The 18,754-nt window shown below is 60.5% G+C and carries 17 protein-coding genes and 2 pseudogenes; 11 read left to right on the forward strand and 8 right to left on the reverse strand.

The window, feature by feature from the left end; genetic code table 11:
• The first annotated feature begins 63 nt into the window (after positions 1–63).
• Positions 64–1,188, forward strand: coding sequence for a pyridoxal phosphate-dependent aminotransferase (locus tag QN222_RS13720; protein ID WP_283961701.1), 1,125 nt, complete (start codon positions 64–66; stop codon positions 1,186–1,188).
• A gap of 92 nt (positions 1,189–1,280) precedes the next feature.
• On the opposite strand, the gene QN222_RS13725 is transcribed toward QN222_RS13720, so the two are convergent.
• Complete coding sequence (locus tag QN222_RS13725) at positions 1,281–1,547, reverse strand: sel1 repeat family protein (protein WP_136504089.1); 267 nt, start codon at positions 1,545–1,547, stop codon at positions 1,281–1,283.
• A gap of 671 nt (positions 1,548–2,218) precedes the next feature.
• Between QN222_RS13725 and QN222_RS13730 the strand changes: the two genes are divergently transcribed.
• Positions 2,219–2,560, forward strand: coding sequence for a DUF2147 domain-containing protein (locus QN222_RS13730; RefSeq protein WP_283961700.1), 342 nt, complete (start codon positions 2,219–2,221; stop codon positions 2,558–2,560).
• A 26-nt stretch (positions 2,561–2,586) separates the two neighbouring features.
• Here the strand turns inward: QN222_RS13730 and QN222_RS13735 are convergent, their stop codons facing one another.
• Positions 2,587–3,315 (reverse strand): glutathione S-transferase N-terminal domain-containing protein, encoded by a 729-nt coding sequence (locus tag QN222_RS13735; protein WP_284005474.1) that lies wholly within the window; start codon positions 3,313–3,315, stop codon positions 2,587–2,589.
• 178 nt (positions 3,316–3,493) lie between these two features.
• On the opposite strand from QN222_RS13735, the gene QN222_RS13740 reads away from it, so the two are divergent.
• The 5 genes and pseudogenes from QN222_RS13740 to QN222_RS13760 all read left to right on the forward strand — a co-directional run bounded on the left by QN222_RS13740 (position 3,494) and on the right by QN222_RS13760 (position 6,175).
• On the forward strand, positions 3,494–3,667 hold the full coding sequence (locus tag QN222_RS13740) for a hypothetical protein (RefSeq protein WP_136504085.1): 174 nt from the start codon (positions 3,494–3,496) through the stop codon (positions 3,665–3,667).
• A gap of 73 nt (positions 3,668–3,740) precedes the next feature.
• The gene (locus QN222_RS13745; RefSeq protein WP_283961699.1) at positions 3,741–3,914 is read left to right on the forward strand and encodes a hypothetical protein; all 174 of its coding nucleotides are present in this window, start codon (positions 3,741–3,743) and stop codon (positions 3,912–3,914) included.
• Positions 3,915–4,087: 173 nt separating this feature from the next.
• Positions 4,088–4,225, forward strand: a pseudogene (locus QN222_RS13750) (hypothetical protein); the annotation flags it as partial.
• A 103-nt stretch (positions 4,226–4,328) separates the two neighbouring features.
• A pseudogene (locus QN222_RS13755) lies at positions 4,329–4,511 on the forward strand (hypothetical protein); the annotation flags it as partial.
• 161 nt (positions 4,512–4,672) lie between these two features.
• On the forward strand, positions 4,673–6,175 hold the full coding sequence (locus tag QN222_RS13760; protein ID WP_283961698.1) for an AMP nucleosidase: 1,503 nt from the start codon (positions 4,673–4,675) through the stop codon (positions 6,173–6,175).
• Position 6,176: 1 nt separating this feature from the next.
• Here the strand turns inward: QN222_RS13760 and QN222_RS13765 are convergent, their stop codons facing one another.
• Entirely contained in the window at positions 6,177–7,133 is a 957-nt protein-coding gene (locus QN222_RS13765) for a lysylphosphatidylglycerol synthase domain-containing protein (protein WP_283961697.1), read from the reverse strand.
• Between the two features lie 96 nt (positions 7,134–7,229).
• Here QN222_RS13765 and QN222_RS13770 point away from each other — a divergent pair, with 96 nt between their 5' ends.
• Positions 7,230–8,249, forward strand: coding sequence for a glycosyltransferase family 2 protein (locus tag QN222_RS13770; RefSeq protein ID WP_283961696.1), 1,020 nt, complete (start codon positions 7,230–7,232; stop codon positions 8,247–8,249).
• Positions 8,242–9,753: a glycosyltransferase family 39 protein gene (locus QN222_RS13775; protein WP_283961695.1), complete on the forward strand. Its 1,512-nt coding sequence runs from the start codon at positions 8,242–8,244 to the stop codon at positions 9,751–9,753. Before QN222_RS13770 ends, QN222_RS13775 begins: the two co-directional genes overlap by 8 nt.
• A 122-nt stretch (positions 9,754–9,875) precedes the next feature.
• Here QN222_RS13775 and QN222_RS13780 read toward each other — a convergent pair whose 3' ends face one another.
• Positions 9,876–10,775, reverse strand: a complete 900-nt coding sequence (locus QN222_RS13780; protein WP_283961694.1) for a diacylglycerol kinase family lipid kinase — start codon at positions 10,773–10,775, stop codon at positions 9,876–9,878.
• Between the two features lie 223 nt (positions 10,776–10,998).
• Positions 10,999–11,472: an Lrp/AsnC family transcriptional regulator gene (locus tag QN222_RS13785; protein ID WP_283961693.1), complete on the reverse strand. Its 474-nt coding sequence runs from the start codon at positions 11,470–11,472 to the stop codon at positions 10,999–11,001.
• Between the two features lie 149 nt (positions 11,473–11,621).
• Here QN222_RS13785 and QN222_RS13790 point away from each other — a divergent pair, with 149 nt between their 5' ends.
• Positions 11,622–12,533, forward strand: a complete 912-nt coding sequence (locus tag QN222_RS13790; RefSeq protein ID WP_283961692.1) for a DMT family transporter — start codon at positions 11,622–11,624, stop codon at positions 12,531–12,533.
• A 159-nt stretch (positions 12,534–12,692) separates the two neighbouring features.
• On the opposite strand, the gene QN222_RS13795 is transcribed toward QN222_RS13790, so the two are convergent.
• From QN222_RS13795 to QN222_RS13805, 3 genes are all read right to left on the reverse strand, one after another.
• Complete coding sequence (locus tag QN222_RS13795; RefSeq protein ID WP_283961691.1) at positions 12,693–13,580, reverse strand: proline/glycine betaine ABC transporter permease; 888 nt, start codon at positions 13,578–13,580, stop codon at positions 12,693–12,695.
• Between the two features lie 115 nt (positions 13,581–13,695).
• Positions 13,696–14,694: an ABC transporter substrate-binding protein gene (locus QN222_RS13800; protein WP_283961690.1), complete on the reverse strand. Its 999-nt coding sequence runs from the start codon at positions 14,692–14,694 to the stop codon at positions 13,696–13,698.
• A gap of 766 nt (positions 14,695–15,460) precedes the next feature.
• Positions 15,461–17,125, reverse strand: coding sequence for an electron transfer flavoprotein-ubiquinone oxidoreductase (locus QN222_RS13805; protein ID WP_283961689.1), 1,665 nt, complete (start codon positions 17,123–17,125; stop codon positions 15,461–15,463).
• A gap of 311 nt (positions 17,126–17,436) precedes the next feature.
• Between QN222_RS13805 and QN222_RS13810 the strand changes: the two genes are divergently transcribed.
• Positions 17,437–18,729, forward strand: a complete 1,293-nt coding sequence (locus tag QN222_RS13810) for an Hsp70 family protein (RefSeq protein WP_283961688.1) — start codon at positions 17,437–17,439, stop codon at positions 18,727–18,729.
• Positions 18,730–18,754: the final 25 nt, after the last annotated feature.

Consider the following 18,754-nt stretch of genomic DNA (forward strand, 5'->3'; position numbering starts at 1 on the left):
CCGATTCCTGCGCATATGCGATAAGTTCCGCGGCGTCTTGTTCCATGGGGTTCAGCTTCTCGCATGTCCGCATTTTCGCGCTTCACACCGCTTGTCCAATCTTTGCCAGCAACCATTCCCTTCGTCGGGCCCGAAGCGATCGAGCGCCAGCGCGGCCGCAAGGTTGCCGCGCGCATCGGTGCCAACGAAAGCGGCTTCGGCCCGGCAAATTCGGTGCGGCTTGCCATGCAGAAAGCCGCCGCAGAAACCTGGAAATATGCCGATCCTGAAAACTACGAACTGAAACAAGCCCTCGCCGGCCACATCGGAATCTCTCCCGCCAACATCGCGGTCGGCGAAGGCATCGACGGTTTGCTCGGCCAGATTGTTCGCCTGGTCATCGAGCCGGGCATGCCGGTGGTGACATCGTTCGGAGCCTATCCGACATTCAACTATCATGTCGCCGGGCACGGCGGGCGTCTGGTCACGGTCCCCTATGCTGACGATCGAGAAGACCTCGACGGGTTGCTTGCAGCGGCGAAGCGCGAGAATGCACCGCTCGTCTACTTCGCGAACCCTGACAACCCGATGGGAAGCTGGTGGCCGGCTGATCGAATCGTCGAATTCGCAAAAGCCCTGCCGGAAACGACGCTCCTCGTCCTCGATGAAGCCTACAGCGAAACGGCGCCGCCGGAATCGATACCGGCGATCGACAGCTTGGTCGACAAGCCGAACGTCATACGCACGCGCACTTTTTCCAAGGCCTATGGACTTGCCGGGTCGCGCGTCGGCTACGCGCTTTCAACACCCGGCACGGCCGCGGCGTTCGACAAGATCCGCAATCACTTCGGGATGAACCGTGTCGGCGTCGCCGCAGCGATTGCCGCCCTTGCCGACCAGCGCTATCTCGAGGAAGTCATCGCGAGAATAGCGGCGTCGCGTGACCGCATCTCTCGGATCGCGCGCGACAACGGGCTGCAGCCATTGCCATCAGCCACAAACTTCGTGGCCATCGACTGTGGACGGGATGCGACCTATGCGCGGGCGATCGTCGACCGGCTGATGAGCGACCATGGCGTTTTCATCCGGATGCCGGGTGTTGCCCCGCTCAATCGCTGCATTCGGGTCAGCACCGGACCGGAAGCTGAAATGGACCTGCTCGAAGCAGCCCTGCCCGCCGTTCTCAAGAGCCTGGCCGCCGGTAGCTGATACTGCGGTAGGCACCCTGTCAGACGCGCAAAAGGACACCGGCAGAATTCGCCAGGCTCCTGGGCGCTTGCAAGAAGTGCGAGCCCGCGTGTTCAGTGTACTGTCATCCACTCGCGTGCGGCACGCAGCGCGGCGGCAAGATCGGTCTTGCTCATCGTTGCCGCGAGGTCGGCGCGCAAGTCCGCGGCGCGGTCGGATCCCTTGATGGCAGCAATGTTCAGCCACTTGTGGGCGGCGACGAGATCCACCGGCCGGCCACGGCCCGTGGCATAGGCAAGGCCCATTTCACAAAGCGCGTCCGCGCGGTTTTCGCCACCCATGGCGGCGTCCGAAGCGATTTGCATATCAAAGCGTGCCATTGTCTTGTCCCTGTCTTGTTGGTTGATCCGGCTGAAGCGGCCCGCCCTCTTGGGCGGACCTTTGCTCCAGATCAGCATTTATTTCGTCCCTGTTCAGTCGCGCCTCTTGCGGGCTTTCCGAGAGTGCACCGTCTTTTGCAGTGTCGCTTTCGGCGGTTCGGCGAGTTGTTTCTACCCGCTCGTCTTATGGGTCTAAGTATGCCCAATGGCCTTCAACGCTCGCTTAAAATGCATGCTTAATTTGACGCAAACAAAGTTCAAACGCTTGGTAAACTTGAATTTTCATTAAGCATCGGATCGCCTGGAACAGAGCGCATTTGCATCAAAATTTACGAAATATTCAGCCGCGGATTTCAACCAATTGCTAACTACAAACAGCATCGACCGGCCGCGCATCGATTTTCATTTCCTGTCGCCCGCTCCGGGGGCCGAGCAAACCAGCGATCCGGCCGGGTGACGGATATTTACCTTTACGTGCGCGTAAGATACGTTCGCCCCTACAGCGCCGCGCATCTTATCCGACGCGCAAAGTCGCTGTCGCACTTTGAATTGCTGCATGTCATCGAGGTCGATTCATGCAGTAGGCGGCGGAAGACCGCTTGACATTGGGAGTTCCAGTCTGGCCGGCACGCGATATTGTGCCGGCCAGATTTCTTATCGGGAGGAATTGAATGATTCGCACATTGCTCATCACAACGGCCCTTGCCTGCAGCACCGTCGGCTCCGTCCTGGCCGCAGAACCGATCGTCGGCAACTGGAAAACTGCGAGTGGCGCCACTGCCGAAATCGCACCATGCGGCGGCGCTTACTGCATCACATTGAAAACCGGCAAGCACGCGGGCAAGCGGATCGGCAATCTGACCGGAACCGACGGCAGCTATAGCGGCGAAATCACCGATCCGGAAAGCGACAAGACCTATAGCGGTTCGGGCGCCGTCAACGGCAATTCGCTGAAGATGAAAGGCTGTGTGCTGAAGGTGCTTTGCAAATCGCAGACCTGGACGCGTCTGTAAGAGCCAGGCAATCGCGGGGGCACCGCTTAACGCGGTTGCCCCTTGTTTCTCGTTTCAACGGCACGCTGCCCAAACAGGACCTTCTGCGCCTCCTGGTCCTCGGCCAGGCTCTTCTGGCGGGCGCGCTCTTCCTTGCCCACTTCGATCGCCTTCTGAACGGCGGGCCGCGCAAGTACTGTCTCGAACCAGCGCTTCAGATGCGGGAAATCATTCAGATCCTGCCCCTGATTCTCGTGCGGGATCACCCAACCGATACAGGCCATGTCGGCAATCGAGTAGTCGCCAGCCAGGAACGGCCGGTTGGCGAGGCGCTTGTTCATCACGCCATAAAGACGGTTCGCCTCATTGGTATACCGATTGATCGCGTATTCGATTTTTTCGGGCGCATACTGGCGAAAATGATGGGCCTGTCCCGCCATGGGGCCGAGGCCGCCCATCTGCCAGAAGAGCCATTGATCGACGTCAACGCGGGATCGCTCGTCGGCAGGATAGAACTTCCCGTATTTACGACCGAGATATTGCAGGATCGCCCCCGACTCGAACACCGAGATCGGCTGGCCTCCCGGGCCATCGGGATCGATGATCGCCGGCATGCGGTTATTGGGTGCGATCTTCAGGAAATCCGGAGCGAACTGTTCGCCTCGCCCGATATTGATGTATTTGACCACGTAAGGAACCCCGAGTTCCTCCAGCATGATCGTGATCTTCCACCCGTTTGGGGTCGGCCAGTAATAAAGCTCGATCGGAGCAGTCATCCTGTTTCTCCTGAGGTTGCGAGAGTCAAGACGTAGGCATGCGTGCTGCCGGCGACAAGACTTCAGCGATTCACGAAGATGAACCGGAGATGAACGGACATCTCAGCAACAATTCAGTTTGGTTGTGAGAAAAGGCAATCAATCGATCTTAACGTGCCTCCAGCCAACGGACAGAACCATGGATATTCTCGCTCGGCGCCTCACCATCATCAGCGTTCTGATGGTTGTCTTCGCAATGACGCTCGCCGCCGCAGTCAGTGCCGATACGCAGCGCCGCCGCCAAAGCACCTATCTCGGCTCGCTGACCGATTGCACCGCCCACACGGCCCAATATTGCCAGGCCAAGCTCTAGATTCTTGAACCTACGCAATTCCGGACGGAAAAACGCTTCACGTTTGCTGGAATTGCTCCGAAGGAACCGAAAAATGGCCGCTCTCGCCACTTCCGCCATTCTCTCGCTCCGGGTCCTAATACTCACGAGCCTGCTGATGGCGCCGATCGGAGCGGTCGCCTACTCAAAGGCCGCGGGCCTCGGCATCGGCAAGACCGGTGCCGGCTTCGTCCTCTTCGTGACGCTCCAGCGCCAGGCGATGAGCTGAGGTCTGTACCGCCGCGCGCCTTAGACGCCCAAAGGACGCTGCGCACCTTGAGTTGCTGCACATTTTTGTCCTTAATCGGCGATGCTTAAAGGAAACATGCAGTAGGCTTGCGGTCCGTCTACCACTTGCGCATGGATTGAAATTCCGATCCTTTCCGCAGAAGGGATGGAACCATGCCCGCATACGCAATCTATCTCGCCGCCGCTCTTGCCGAAATCGCTGGTTGCTTTGCCTTCTGGGCCTGGCTCAAACTCGGCAAATCCATCTGGTGGCTTGTACCCGGCATGGGCTCGCTCGCGCTTTTTGCCTACAGCGCCGTGCGTCCTTTCAAACGCACATAGGTCGCTGTAGCACTTTGAATTGCTGCATGTTTTTATCCCTAAATCGACTCCGATTTAGGGAAACATGCAGTAGCTCCTGACGATGGTCGATTCGACTGCCGCGGGCCGCGCCTATGCTGCCTATGGCGGCGCCTATGTCGCCGCTTCGCTCGGCTGGCTGTGACTGGCAGAGGGTGTGCGCCCCGACCGCTGGGACATGACCGGCGTCGCGGTGACGCTCGCTGGCAGCGTGATCATTCTCGCCGGGCCGCGTTGATTCCGGCAGGCGAGAACGGAAAGACCGGACGAATCGCGATCCAATCGGCGTTCGATTCCAGATAGTTAAAGCAAGGTCGCGGCGGAAGATGGCTCTATAATTTTCGAGATCCCGCTCCATCTTGTCGTTTGCTTGTCAGAAGGCGCAGCCTATAATACGACATGGACAAACGAATCTCTTCAAACTCCGTTCTCTCCATCGCAACCCCTGAACCATTCGAGCCGCACCTCTTCGAAGATCCGGCCGAGGCCGTCGATTGCCTGGAGGCTCTTTACGAACGCAACACCCGGTTCCTCTGCGAGGCTTTCGAAGGCCTTGGAAAGAGCAATGCGCCGCTCACGCGGTTCCGTGCCTGCTATCCGCAAGTCAGCATCGAGACCAGCAGCTTCGGCCACGTCGATTCCAGGCTTTCCTTCGGATACGTCAGTGCACCCGGCGTCTACACGACGACAATCACCCGGCCAAAGCTCTTTCGCCACTATCTGAAGGAGCAGCTCGGGCACCTGATGCGCAACCACGGCGTGGGTGTCACTGTATCCGAATCGGCGACACCGATACCGTTGCATTTCGCCTTCGGCGAGGGCGCCCATGTCGAGGCGTCGGCCGCCGAGACCATCGACATTCCGCTACGCGACCTGTTCGACGCGCCCGACCTGACGACGACCGACGACGAGATCGCCAATGGGTCCTATGAGCCGGGCCCCGGCGAACCGTCGCCGCTTGCTCCGTTCACGGGGCAGCGCATCGATTATTCGCTGGCCCGCCTCAGCCACTACACGGCGAGCAGCCCGACGCATTTCCAGAACTTCGTGCTCTTCACGAACTATCAATTTTATGTCGACGAGTTCTGCACCTGGGCCCGCCAGCAGATGGCAGAGGGCGGCAACGGCTACACCGCTTTCGTCGAGCCCGGCAACATCGTGACACCCGCAGGCGCCGACAGGCCCGATGCCGACTCTACCCTCGCCCGCCTGCCTCAGATGCCGGCCTATCACCTGAAGAAGAAGGGGCACGGCGGCATCAGCTTGGTCAACATCGGTGTCGGCCCGTCCAACGCCAAGACGATCACCGACCATATCGCCGTGCTGCGCCCGCATGTCTGGCTGATGCTTGGTCATTGCGCCGGCCTTAGAAACAGCCAGCGCCTCGGCGACTATGTGCTGGCGCATGCCTATATGCGCGAGGACCACGTGCTCGACGATGATCTGCCGGTCTGGATCCCGCTGCCGGCGCTCGCGGAAGTGCAGGTTGCGTTGCAGGACGCCGTTGCCGAGGTTACCGGCTACAAAGGCTACGACCTCAAGCAGATCATGCGCACCGGCACGGTCGCGACGATCGACAACCGCAACTGGGAACTGCGTGACCAGCGCGGCCCGGTCAAACGCCTGTCGCAGGCGCGTGCAATCGCGCTCGACATGGAGTCCGCGACGATCGCGGCCAACGGCTTCCGCTTCCGCGTGCCTTACGGCACGCTACTTTGCGTGTCGGACAAGCCGCTGCACGGCGAATTGAAGCTGCCCGGCATGGCGACCGCCTTTTACCGGAGGCAGGTCAGCCAGCATCTGAAGATCGGCATCCTCGCATTGCAGAAGCTCGCGGCGATGCCGCCCGAGAAATTGCATTCGCGCAAGCTCAGAAGCTTCTACGAAACCTCGTTCCAGTAGATCATGATTTTCGCCGCAACAGGAGTGAGAGCATCGTGCCGGCGACAGCCGACACGATGACGAGCAGGTGCGCGTTGACGCTGGCCCGGCCGAGCAGCTCCAGGGCGGCGCGATCGCCGGGCGCTCCGAAGGAGATCGCTCCGGCAGCAATCGCAGCCGGATAGGTGCCGACCCCGGCCGGGGCATGAACCGGCAGGACAGAGGAGAGCTCGCCGCCAAGGGCACCGCCGAAGCAGGCGGCAAGCGGCGCTACCCCCATGATGGCAAGCACCCAGGCGAGGACCACGACCTTGACGCCCCAGTTCAGCATGGTCATCGCCCATGCGCGCAGGAAGCCCGGAACGTTGTCCGGTAGGCCCGCCTCAACTTCATCCAACACGGTCGTGAACTTCGCTGGCGCCATGCGCCGCAGAAAAGCGAGAACCTTTCCCTTCAGGAGGAAGAATGCGAGCGGCGAGATGAAAGCGAGTGTCCAGACCAGCCAGCCGACCCATGCATTGCTCCTCCCGATCACGAGGCCAATCGCGGCGACCGTCAGCAAGGCATGCAGATCGAGCAGCCGCATGACGAGAAGCGCCGACGTGCCGTGCACGAGCGGCACCCCGAATTCGGAGCGCATCAGCAGGGGAAAGCTTGTTTCACCTGCTCGAAACGGCAGCATGATGTTGAGCAGATTGTGGACCTGCGTGACACGGAACAGAGGAAGGAACCGGCCGGCGGTGTGTTCCGGGAAATAGTCGTAGATGCGAAAGCAGCGGATGAAGTAGGTGGAGATCAGCAAGCCGAGCGCGGCAAGCACCGACCAGATTCCGATTTCGCCCCACTGGCGCATCAGGGTCGACCAGCCCCAGACCCATTCGACAAAAATCGCGTAAGCCGCGATCGCGACCACGGCAATCAGCGCCATGCGGTTGCGTGCAAGCCACGATCGCCGACTGAACTGCCAGCCCGAATTCATCCGATACCGATTTCCTGTGCTGAACCACGCGATTCGACGTTGGTTATCACCGTTAACTGTGCAAGAAAACCTGCGACAGTACGCGGGAGATCATCCTTGAACCACACCGAAGAACCCATGACGGCTCTTGCCGACAAAATCGAGGCCATCGAGCTGTCCGTCGTCGTCCCCGTGTTCAACGAAGAGGACAGCGTGGGGCCGCTCGTCGCACGCATCCGCGACGCAATGGCCGCCTTCAGCCAGCCATGGGAACTGATCCTTGTGGATGACGGCAGTACCGACCGTACCCTTGCCAATGCCCGCGCCGAACTTTTTTGTCCGGACCTGAGGCTGAAGATCATCGAACTGCAGAAAAATTTCGGTCAGACCGCCGCCATGCAGGCCGGTATCGATGCCGCCTCCGGACGATTGATCGCGACGCTTGACGGCGACCTGCAGAATGACCCCGCCGACATTCCGCGCATGGTCGCGGCGATCGAAGAACGCCAACTGGACCTCCTCGTCGGATGGAGAAAAAACCGCCGGGACGGTCTGCTGCTCAGAAAAATTCCCTCGTGGTGCGCCAACCGGCTGATCGGCAAGATCACCGGAGTGAGGCTCCATGACTACGGTTGCAGCCTGAAGGTCTATCGCGCCTCGATCATCAAGCAAGTCAAACTGATGGGCGAAATGCACCGGTTCATTCCGGCCTGGGTTGCCGGCGTCGTGCCCAGCAGCCGGATCGGCGAGATGCCGGTCACGCATCACGCCCGCCACTTCGGCGCGTCAAAGTATGGCATCTCGCGCACGTTCCGTGTCATACTCGACCTTCTGGCCGTGCTCTTCTTCATGCGCTACAAGGCGCGCCCAGGCCACTTTTTCGGATCCATCGGGCTTGCTACCGGCGGTTTGAGCGCACTCATCCTCTTCTATCTGGCCATCGACAAATTCATTCTCGGCAACGATATCGGCAACCGCCCGATGCTGATGGTCGGGGTGATGCTGTTCCTGTCTTCGATCCAGCTCATCACCACCGGCATCCTTTCTGAAATGATGGCCCGCGCCTATTTCCGCGACGACGAGACGACAAGCTATATCGTGCGCCAGGTCTTCGAGCAGGAACAGGCCGATGCTTGATACGGTCAATCGTCGCCCCGACACGGTCTTCCTTGCCGTTTCGGGATATTTCCTGCTGTGCGTGCTGCTGCGTCTTTCGGTCTCCAATTCGCTCGAGATCGATGAGGCGGAGCAGGCTTTTCTGTCGCAGTTCCTGCAACTGGGCTACGGGCCACAGCCTCCATTTTACAACTGGCTGCAATACGGCTTGGGCCAATTGTTCGGCACGTCGCTTGTGGCCATGACGGTCCTCAAAAACGGGCTGCTCTTCCTTTGCTGTCTCTTTTATGGTCTCGCAGCGCGCCTCGTTCTTGCTGACAGGCGCCTTTCGGCGATCGCGATGCTCGGCGTCCTGACATTGCCGCCGGTCTTCCTGCTTGCGCAACGCGATCTCTCGCACACGGTCGCTGCGCTTTTCGCCGTTTCGCTTTTCCTCTACGGCTTCCTGCTGACACTCACGCGACCGAGCCTCTTTTCCTATCTGCTTACAGGCGCTGCAGTCGGGATCGGCGTGATCTCGAAGTACAACTTCGTCCTCGTGCCGGTCGCCGCGATCATTGCCGTGCTCCCTGAGCGGGACCTGCGCGCCCGCATCTTCGATTGGCGAGTGCTCGCAGCCATGGCGGTCGCCTGCCTCATCGCGCTGCCGCACGGTTACTGGGTGCTTCAGAATCTCGATTCCGCGTCGAGCGGAACTTTGAACGAGATGAAGGAACGCGAGGTGGAGGGGCGTCTCCTGCAAGCAACCCATGGGGTCGTCGCGCTCGCCTCGGCGATCATCGGAGGCAGCATCGTCACGCTGCTCCTGTTCGGACTCGTCTTTCGCGCGAAGATTGGAGCGGTCTGGCGGGCCGAAAGCCAATGGACCCGGATCCTCGGGCGCATGATTTTGCTGTGCCTCTTTGCAGTGCTGCTGATCGTTCTCGGCGTGAGTGCAACGCATGTTCGTGAGAAATGGCTCGTGCTGTTTCTCGTCCTGCTCCCGCTCTATCTCTGTCTCAAGATCGAGGCGGCGCAAATTGATTTGTCCGGCTATCTCGGACGGTTCTTGTTGCTGGTCGGGATCATGGCCGTTGGTGCGCTCGTGGTCGTTTCGGCCCGTGTCATCGTACGGCCTTGGTACGGCGACTATTCGAGGCTGAACATTCCTTACGAAGCATTTGTCGAAGCGATCGCTCAGACCGAAGGCAAACAGCCGGCACTCGTCCTGACGGGTGACAAGCAGTTGGCGGGCAATATCCGCACACAATTGCGCGATGCCTTTGTCGCCATCCCCCATCTTTCGAATGTGCCTGCGACCGATATGTCCAGACGACCCCTTCTGGTGGTCTGGCGGGGCGAGGAGAACAAGGCGCAGCAGCCTATTCCCGAGATTCTGAAGAACGCCTTGACGACGTTCGGTATCCCGGAAGCGGGGATGAATCCGCGCTCGGTGGCCCTACCCTATCTCTACGGCCACGATTCGCAACGATACGCGTTCAACTATATCTGGATCGGGGAACAAGACGCGGTCGCCGGCAGGTAAGCCTCTACGGCGCGGCCGCGTCTTATCAGACCCGAAGGACGCTCTAGCACTTTGAATTGGCGCATGTTTTATCCTTAAATCGGCTACGATTTAAGGGAACACACGGTAGTGAGGCGCTCATTTTATGGCGTGCCGACCAGCAGCTTCAGTTCGCCGGGATGAATGCGTAGCGCGACGTCCCGGCCCATCGGCAAAAGCTCGCCGTCGATGACACAATTGATCTTTCGGTCGACCTTCGGGAAATGCAGGTCGACCGCGATGGCGCTCATCTCCGTGATCAAAGGGCTCGCGCGGAACTTGCCGCGCAGGATAGCGAAGGCAAGCTTCGCGACGCCGGCAGGCTTCAGAGGCGGCGCGGTGTAGAAGCCGAGATGCCCGCTCGTCACGTCATCCGCATACATGAACGTGGAGTGGCCGAAATGGTTGTTCGAGACCGAAATCGCCGAAACATGCCGGCGTTCCCTGTGGCCGTCGGCATCGAACTCGATTTCAAAATCCGGTGGGTTGAAAACAACGCCGATCGCCGCGCGGGTGCTTGCACCAATCTTTCCAAGCCGCGAGGCGAAACGGTAGGACTTACGATACCGCACCAGACGGGCATGCAGGCCCATGGAAAATTGATGAACAAAGGCGCGGCCGTCGGCGCTGCCGATATCGCCATCGATGATTCTGCCATGAGCAAGAACCGCCGGCGCCTTCCAGATATCGAGCGGCAGCTTCAATGAGCGCGCGAAAAGGTTCATCGTTCCGGCCGGGATGACGCCGAGCGGCATGCGGTTCTTCCACGCGACTGCGGCAGCGGCCGAGATCGTGCCGTCGCCGCCGCCGGCAACGATCGCGTCAAGATCACCCCTCCGGCAGGTTCTCTCCAGCATATCCCGCATGTCGCCGGCCTCGACAACCGCGACTTCTATCTCATGTCCGGCAGCGCGAAAGACTTCTTCCACGGTCCTGCCATAGGCCTCCATGTCCGTCGTGCGGAACGTTCCCCCATCTCGATTGAAGATGGCTTTCACTTTCATGAAACGTCTTTTTCTCCATGACCTCGTCAAACCTGTCAGATCACAGATAAGCGCGGCGGTGGGCGTTTCCAGAGGCCCAAGCGGGAATCAGGTGCGTCCGTCTCCGGCACGGCGGTCGATCGGTCGTGCGAAGGCCTTGAGCGCCAGTCGATCGGTGCTGCAGAAGACGTGTTCGTCGCCCCATGCCTTCAGGGCCGTGATCACGGGTTCAGGCTCTCGCCCTTCATGGCAATGAGGGCAGCTTCAGCGGACCACCCGTCTTGATGGACCGGATCGCGAAGTTCGATCGGATATCGGTAACGCCCGGCAGGGCGAGCAGGGTTTCGGTCAAGAGCCTCTCATAGGCCGAGAGGTCCTCGACCACGACCTCCGCCAGGAAATCGGCGTTGCCGGAGATCAGAAAGCAGGAGACCACCTCCGGAACCGCCAGCAGCGATTCCTGCTGGCGGCGTGCGTTTTCCTGGCTGTGATGGCCAACCTTTATCTCGACGAAGACCGTCAAACCAAGACCGACTTCCTTGCGGTCGATATCGGCGCGATAGCCGCGCAGGACCCCTGATTTCTCAAGATTGCGAATACGCCTCAGGCAGGGCGATGGCGACAAGTTCACGCGCTCGGCAATCTCCACATTCGTCGCGCGCGCATCCTCCTGGAGGATCTTCAGGATGGCGATGTCGAATTTATCTAGTTTTGGCATAATTAATAATTATTCCGCGTGCAATTGGCATATCATTGCTCCATATATGCTGACTGAGGCACCGATAGCAAGGACATGCCCTCGCGCCTGGCGCTAGTGTCTTCCCGATCAAAAACCCTTCGCAAACCCATCGGGAAGGAACACGAAAAATGGTTGCGCTGACTCTCGATCGCGGCCCCGCCGCACCTGCCGCCGCCGGGTATGCCGGCGCATTCATCACCGTGATGATCTGGGCGACCTGGATTCTGGCCACGCGGCATACCGCCGCAACAGCGCTCGGAACGATCGACCTCGGCCTCATTCGCTACGGGATACCGGCACTCGTGCTTGCGCCTGTCTGGTTGAAGACAGGCCTCATGCCCAAATCGCTGCCGCTGGCGCTTCTTGCCATGATGGTGGCGGGTTCCGGCGCCGTATTCTTCCAGGTGGCCGCCTTCGCCATTCATGCAACGCCCGCTTCGTCCGTCGGCGTTCTGCTCGGCGGCTCAATGCCGCTCGCGACCGCGCTGATCGGCGTCGTGTTCTTCAGCGAGCGCCCCGATCGCATGCGTATCATCGGCTTTGGCGCCATCGTCACCGGCGTCATCATCCTGCTCGTCCGCAGCCTCGGCGCATCGGAGGGATCCACCTGGATGAGCTACGTGCTGCTACCTGCAGCCGCGACTCTCTGGGCAATCTATACCCACGCATTCCGACGCTCGGGCTTAAGCGCCGTGGAGGGCAGTGCGCTGATTGCGGTCTGGTCGTTTCTCATTCACCTCGCCCTGGCTTTCGTCTCCGGCACCACGCTCGCGAGCGTTCCGCTCGGCGAGGTCGGTCTTCAGGTCTTGAGTCAGGGCGTTCTTTCCGGCCTGGCGGCAACGCTTGCCTATGGCTTTGCGGTCCGTCGCCTCGGCGGCACGCAAGCGGCCGCCTTCACGGCTCTGACGCCGGTGCTCGCCATGTTCGGCGGCGCGGCCCTGCTCGGTGAAACGATCGGTTCGTTCGAGATCACGGCCGCGATCGTCACTTCGGCTGGCGTCGCCCTCTCGACCGGCATTCTCTCCCCGAGGCAGCCGTGATCGGCATAAGAAAAAACGACCCGGAAACGCTGGTTTCCGGGCCGGTCTTTTTTTGCTTCCTTTGGCTTTGCAGCGGCGTGCGTCTTCAGGACGCACAAAGGACGCTGCAAGTCTTCCCGTATCGGTCCGAAAATCGATTCCGATTTTCGGACCGATACGCTAACCGTGAACGATCTCGCGATGTCTCTGCAAGCGATGACCATAGGCCTGGCTGACCCGATCGAAGATGATCGCGATGCCGACGATGGCGAGGCCGTTGAAGATGCCGAGCGTGAAGTACTGATTGGCGATCGCCTTCAAAACCGGCTGGCCCAGCCCCTGAACACCGATCATCGAGGCAATCACGACCATGGCGAGCGCCATCATGATCGTCTGGTTGATGCCGGCCATGATCGTCGGCAAGGCGAGCGGCATCTGCACGTTCTTCAGCTTCTGCCAGCTTGACGAACCGAAGGCGTCCGCGGCCTCGAGCACGTCCTTGTCGACAAGCCGTATGCCGAGATTGGTAAGACGGATCATCGGCGGGATAGCATAAATGACGACGGCAATGAGGCCGGGAACCTTGCCGATGCCGAGCAGCATAACGACGGGGATGAGATAGACGAAGCTTGGCATCGTCTGCATCACGTCGAGCACCGGATTGACGACGTTCTGAACGCGATCGGAGCGCGACATGATGATGCCGATCGGTATGCCGATGGCGATCGACAGGACGGTACAGACGAAGATCATCGAGATCGTCTTCATCGTGTCGTCCCACATGTCGAAATAGCCGATGGCGAGAAGCGTGCCCACGCAACCAGCCACGATCTTCCAGTTGCGGCTGCCGAGCCAGGCAATCAGCGCGACCAGGATCAGGATGATCGGCCAGGGCGTCCGCGTCATGAAGCGTTCGGACTGGATCAGGAAGAACTGCAGCGGCTCGAAGAAAGACTCGATGCCGTCGCCATAGGCGCGCGTGAACGCCCGGAAACCTTCGTCGATCACTTTTTTCAGCTCTCGAAGCCGGTCATCGTCCATATGCGGAAATTTGGTCAGCCATTCCATTTTGATTCCCCTTCGCATTGCTCCACGCGGCATTTTTGTCTTGTTGTTTTCCGCCGCCGGTCATCAAACAAGAACGGCGCGCATGAAATGCGCGCCGCCCATTCGAATCAACAGATCAAAGCGCGGCCTTGATCTTCTCTGCCACTTCCGGAGAGACCCACTTGGTCCAGAGGTCCGGATTTTCCTCGAGGAAATGCTTGGCACCTTCTTCGCCGCTCGCCTGATTGTCCGTCATCCAGGCCATGAGCTTGTTAACCGTATCGTTCGTCCAGGCGCGGGTATTGAGGTACTCCATGGCCGGACCGGCACGATCGGCGAAGGCCTTTGTCACCAGCGTCTGGACCTTGTCCTTCGGCCAGTCGTTCTTCTTCGGATCCGGGCAATCCGCAACCGTGTTGCAGCGCTTCCATTCGGCCATGTCGTTCGGCACGCCATGGTCGAGTTTGACCATCTCGTACTTGCCGAGCAGCGCCGTCGGCGCCCAGTAATAGCCGACCCAGCCCTGCTTGCGCTCGTAGGCCTTGGCGATCGAACCGTCGAGGCCGGCGGCCGAGCCGGTGTCGACCAGCGTGAAGCCCGCGGCCTCCGCGCCATAGGCCTTATAGAGCTGCGTCGTCACGACCGTGCCGCCCCAGCCCTGCGGACCGTTGAAGACGGCGCCCTTGCTCTGATCCTCCGGATCGGGGAAAAGCTCCTTGTGCTTCAACACGTCGTCGATCGTCTTAATATCCGGATTGGCGTCGACGATGTATTTCGGTACCCACCAGCCCTGCACTGCGCCGTCCGACAGCGCGACCGCCGCGCCGACGAGCTTGCCTTCCTGAAGGCCGCGATTGACGACGTCCGGCAGAAGGTCGACCCAGCCTTCAGGCGCCACATCCGGCTCGCCCTTCTCGATCATCGAGGTAATCGTCGGCACCGTATCACCGACGACGAGCTCGGCGCTGCAGCCGTAGCCTTCGGTCAGGATGAACTTGTCCACGTTCGCCAGCACTTCGGCGCTCTGCCAGTTCATATTGGCGATCGTCACGTCGCCGCATTCTGCCGCCGATGCCGCACTGCCAAGGCCGAGAAGCCCGGCAGCAAGACAAGTCGTTGCAAGAAATTTCTTCATTTCGTTTCCCTCTGTTCTCGCGGTGTACGCATGGCGAACTGCCAGCCTCACCGCAGCGGCCGGCAGCGAACGGAACAAGGCCCCCTGCCCCAATCCGCCCGAATGGAAGCAACAGCTTACTGCATGTTTCCTTAAATCGGAGCCGATTTCAGGATAAAAACATGCAGCAATTCAAAGTGCTACAGCGATCTTCGTGCACCTGAAAAGACGCACGGCGCTGTAGGGCCGTCAATGCCTATTCGGATTGACGCCCTTAGCATTGCTACCGAGTCTTTCCGGCAAACACTTTTCCATTTGCGTCAGCAATTGCGCTGACTCCCGCGTCCCGGACACATAAAATTGATGGGCTTTCGGAAGGGACTGCTCGACGGCCGTTCTTCCTTCATGAAAAGACCCGATCATCCGTGGACGCGACATTGGCCTCAAAAGGTTCGAGCGGCTCGGCTGACGGCCCGCGCCATCGCCGGCGGCTGCATTGCGCGCTCAGCAGATCCAGCCCGCGCCGCTCGCGTCTCGCGAGTGGCGATGGCTCCACCTCCGAACATTGCATGTTCAGATAGACCGGCCCTTCGCCACGCTCTCTTCAGGCGGGGGTCCGGACGGGCCTGCCTCCGAACATTACATGTTCGGATAGACCGGCCCTTCGCCGCGCTCTCTTCCGGCGGGGGTCCGGACGGGCCTGCCTCCGAACATTACATGTTCGGATATACCGGCCCTTCGCCGCGCTCTCTTCCGGCGGGGGTCCGGACGGGCCTGCCTCCGAACATTACATGTTCGGATAGACCGGCCCTTCGCCCCCTTGTGGCGGCACCCAGTTGATGTTCTGGTTGGGGTCCTTGATGTCGCAGGTCTTGCAGTGCACGCAGTTCTGGGCGTTGATGACGAAGGTCGGCTTGCCGTCCTTTTCCACCCACTCGTAGACGGCGGCCGGACAGTAACGCGACGAGGGACCGGCATAAACGTCGTATTCCGAGCGCTTCTGCAGCTCGGGATCCTTCACCTGCAAGTGGATCGGCTGGTCTTCCTCGTGGTTGGTGTTCGACAGGAACACCGAGGACAGCCGATCGAAGGTCAACACCCCGTCCGGCTTCGGATAGTCGATCTTCTGGTGCTGCTCCGCCGGTTCGAGCGAGGCCGCATCGGACTTGCCGTGCCTCAGCGTGCCGAAGAAGGAAAAGCCGAGGAGCTGGTTGGTCCACATGTCGAAGCCGCCGAGCGCGACGCCGACCGCGGTGCCGAACCTCGACCACAGCGGCTTGACGTTCCTAACCCGCTTCAGGTCCTGGCCGATGGCGCTGTCGCGCCAGCCGTGTTCGATCTCGATCGGCTCGTCATTGGCGCGGCCGCTGGCAATCGCCTCGGCGAGTTTTTCCGCCGCCAGCATGCCCGACAGCACGGCGTTGTGGCTGCCCTTGATGCGCGGCACGTTGACGAAGCCGGCGGAACAGCCGATCAGCGCGCCGCCGGGGAAGGAAAGCTTCGGCACCGACTGGTAGCCACCCTCGGTGATCGCACGGGCGCCATAGGACAACCGCTTGGCCCCCTCGAAGGTGCCGCGGATCGCCGGGTGCGTCTTGAAGCGCTGGAACTCCTCGAACGGGTGGAGATAGGGGTTCTTGTAGTTGAGGTGCACGACGAAGCCGACGGCGACGAGGTTGTCCTCGAGGTGGTAGAGGAACGAACCGCCGCCGGTCTTCATGTCGAGCGGCCAGCCGAACGAATGCTGCACCAGGCCGGCTTTGTGGTTTTCCGGCTTGACCTCCCAGAGTTCCTTCAGGCCGATGCCGAATTTCGGCACGTCGCGGCCTTCACCGAGCTTGTATTTGGCGATCAGCTCCTTGGCGAGCGAGCCGCGCACGCCCTCGCCGATCAGCGTGTATTTGCCGAGGAGCGCCATGCCGCGGGCGAAGTTCGGCCCCGGCTCGCCGGAGCGCTCGATACCCATGTCGCCGGTGGCAACGCCGATCACCGCGCCCTCGTCGTTGTAAAGCACCTCGGTCGCGGCAAAGCCCGGATAGATCTCGACGCCGAGCGCCTCGGCATGCGTCGCCAGCCAGCGACAGACATTCCCGAGCGAGACGATGTAGTTGCCGTGATTGTTCATCAACGGCGGCATCAGGAAATTCGGCAGGCGGATCGAGCCGGCCGGGCCTAAGAACAGGAAATGATCGTCGGTGACCTCGGTCTTGAACGGATGGTCGGCCTCGTCGCGCCAGCCGGGCAGGAGCCGGTCGATGCCGATCGGGTCAACGACCGCGCCGGAGAGGATGTGGGCGCCGACTTCGGCGCCCTTTTCCAAAACGACGACCGAAAGCTCCGGATTGACCTGCTTCAGCCGGATCGCCGCGGCGAGCCCGGCCGGACCGGCGCCGACGATCACCACGTCGAATTCCATGCTCTCGCGTTCCGGCAGTTCCATCGCCTCGGTCATTCTCATGCTCTCCAGTGTCGCCGGTCTTCCGCCGGTTCTGTTCCCAAGCTAATCATCCCGTCATGGCAAATGCGGCCGGAATTGTCGAGCCGGGATGCGACAGACTATCTCCGCATTTGCGCATAACTTCATGAGTTTACCACACGCGGCCTACATTACTTTGACGTAAACGTAAATATCGCTGCGAATCTCGATAAACAAGACGGCTTGCTTTTGCCGCACCCGCATGCGAGGAGGCGCGCCCTTCCCTTCAGCGCAACGCCGGAAAACCGTTCACATTTTTCCGAACTGCTCGATATACGGAGAAAGTCATGGCATCCGCCCTCGGCCTCGATTTCGGCACAACCAATTCCGTGCTGGCATTGTCACAGGGCACATCGACGCGCTCCGTCGTTGTCGACAGCCCGGCGGGCAAATCGGACACAACGCGCACGGCACTCTCGTTCCTGAAGAGCGCAGAGCGCGGGCCATTGCAGATCGAAGCGGGACAGGCGGCAATCCGGGAATTCATCGATAATCCCGGCGAATGCCGCTTCCTTCAGTCGATCAAGACATTTGCCGCGAGTTCGTTGTTCCAGGGCACGCTGGTCTTTGCCAAGCGGCACGATTTCGAAGACCTCATGTACGCGTTCCTCGCGCGGTTGAGGGACTATGCGGGCAGCGACTGGAGCAGCGGGCTGAGACGGATCGTCGTCGGCCGTCCAGTGCAGTTTGCCGGCGCCAACCCGGACGAAAAGCTGGCTCTGGAACGCTACAATCGCGCCCTCGCGCGCTTCGACTTTCCGGAAATCCACTATGTCTACGAACCGGTCGCGGCCGCGTTCTATTTTGCACGGACCCTAGAGAGGGACGCGACGGTGCTCGTCGCCGATTTCGGCGGCGGCACGACCGACTACTCAATCATCCGCTTCGAGAGCGAGGGCGGCCGGCTGACGGCGACGCCGGTCGGGCATTCCGGCGTCGGCATCGCCGGCGATCATTTTGATTTCCGCATCATCGACAATATCGTCTCGCCGCTCATCGGAAAGGGGAGTCTGTTCAAGAGCTTCGACAAGCTGCTTGAAGTGCCGTCGAGCTACTACGCCAATTTCGGCCGCTGGAACCAGTTGTCGATCTTCAAGACGTTGAAGGACTTTTCGGAGCTGAAGAAACTGGTCCGGGCGAGCCTTGAGCCGGAAAAGCTCGAAGCTTTCGTGGATCTGATCGAGCATGACGAGGGCTATCCGCTCTACCAGGCGGTTTCAGCGACCAAGATGCGGCTGTCGCAGGCAGAGGAAACCGAGTTCTTCTTTGCGCCACTCGGCGAGCGGGCGCGCAGGATGGTTAAGCGCGCCGACTTCGAGACCTGGATCGCGCCTGACCTTGCCCGCATCGAACAGGCACTCGATGAGGTACTTGAAAAGACGGAGACGGCGCCGGCAACGATCGACAGGGTCTTTCTCACCGGCGGCACGTCCTTCGTACCGGCGGTAAGGCGGATCTTCGACAACCGTTTCGAGCGGTCAAAGATCGAAAGCGGTGGAGAACTGCTGTCGATCGCGCACGGGCTGGCATTGATCGGCGAGCGGCAGGACATCGCGACCTGGACGGCTGAAGCCGCCTGATGCCGCTGGACCGTTCCCGCCGATC

The sequence above is a fragment of the Sinorhizobium sp. 6-70 genome (genome assembly GCF_030124375.1).
Lineage (GTDB): Bacteria > Pseudomonadota > Alphaproteobacteria > Rhizobiales > Rhizobiaceae > Sinorhizobium.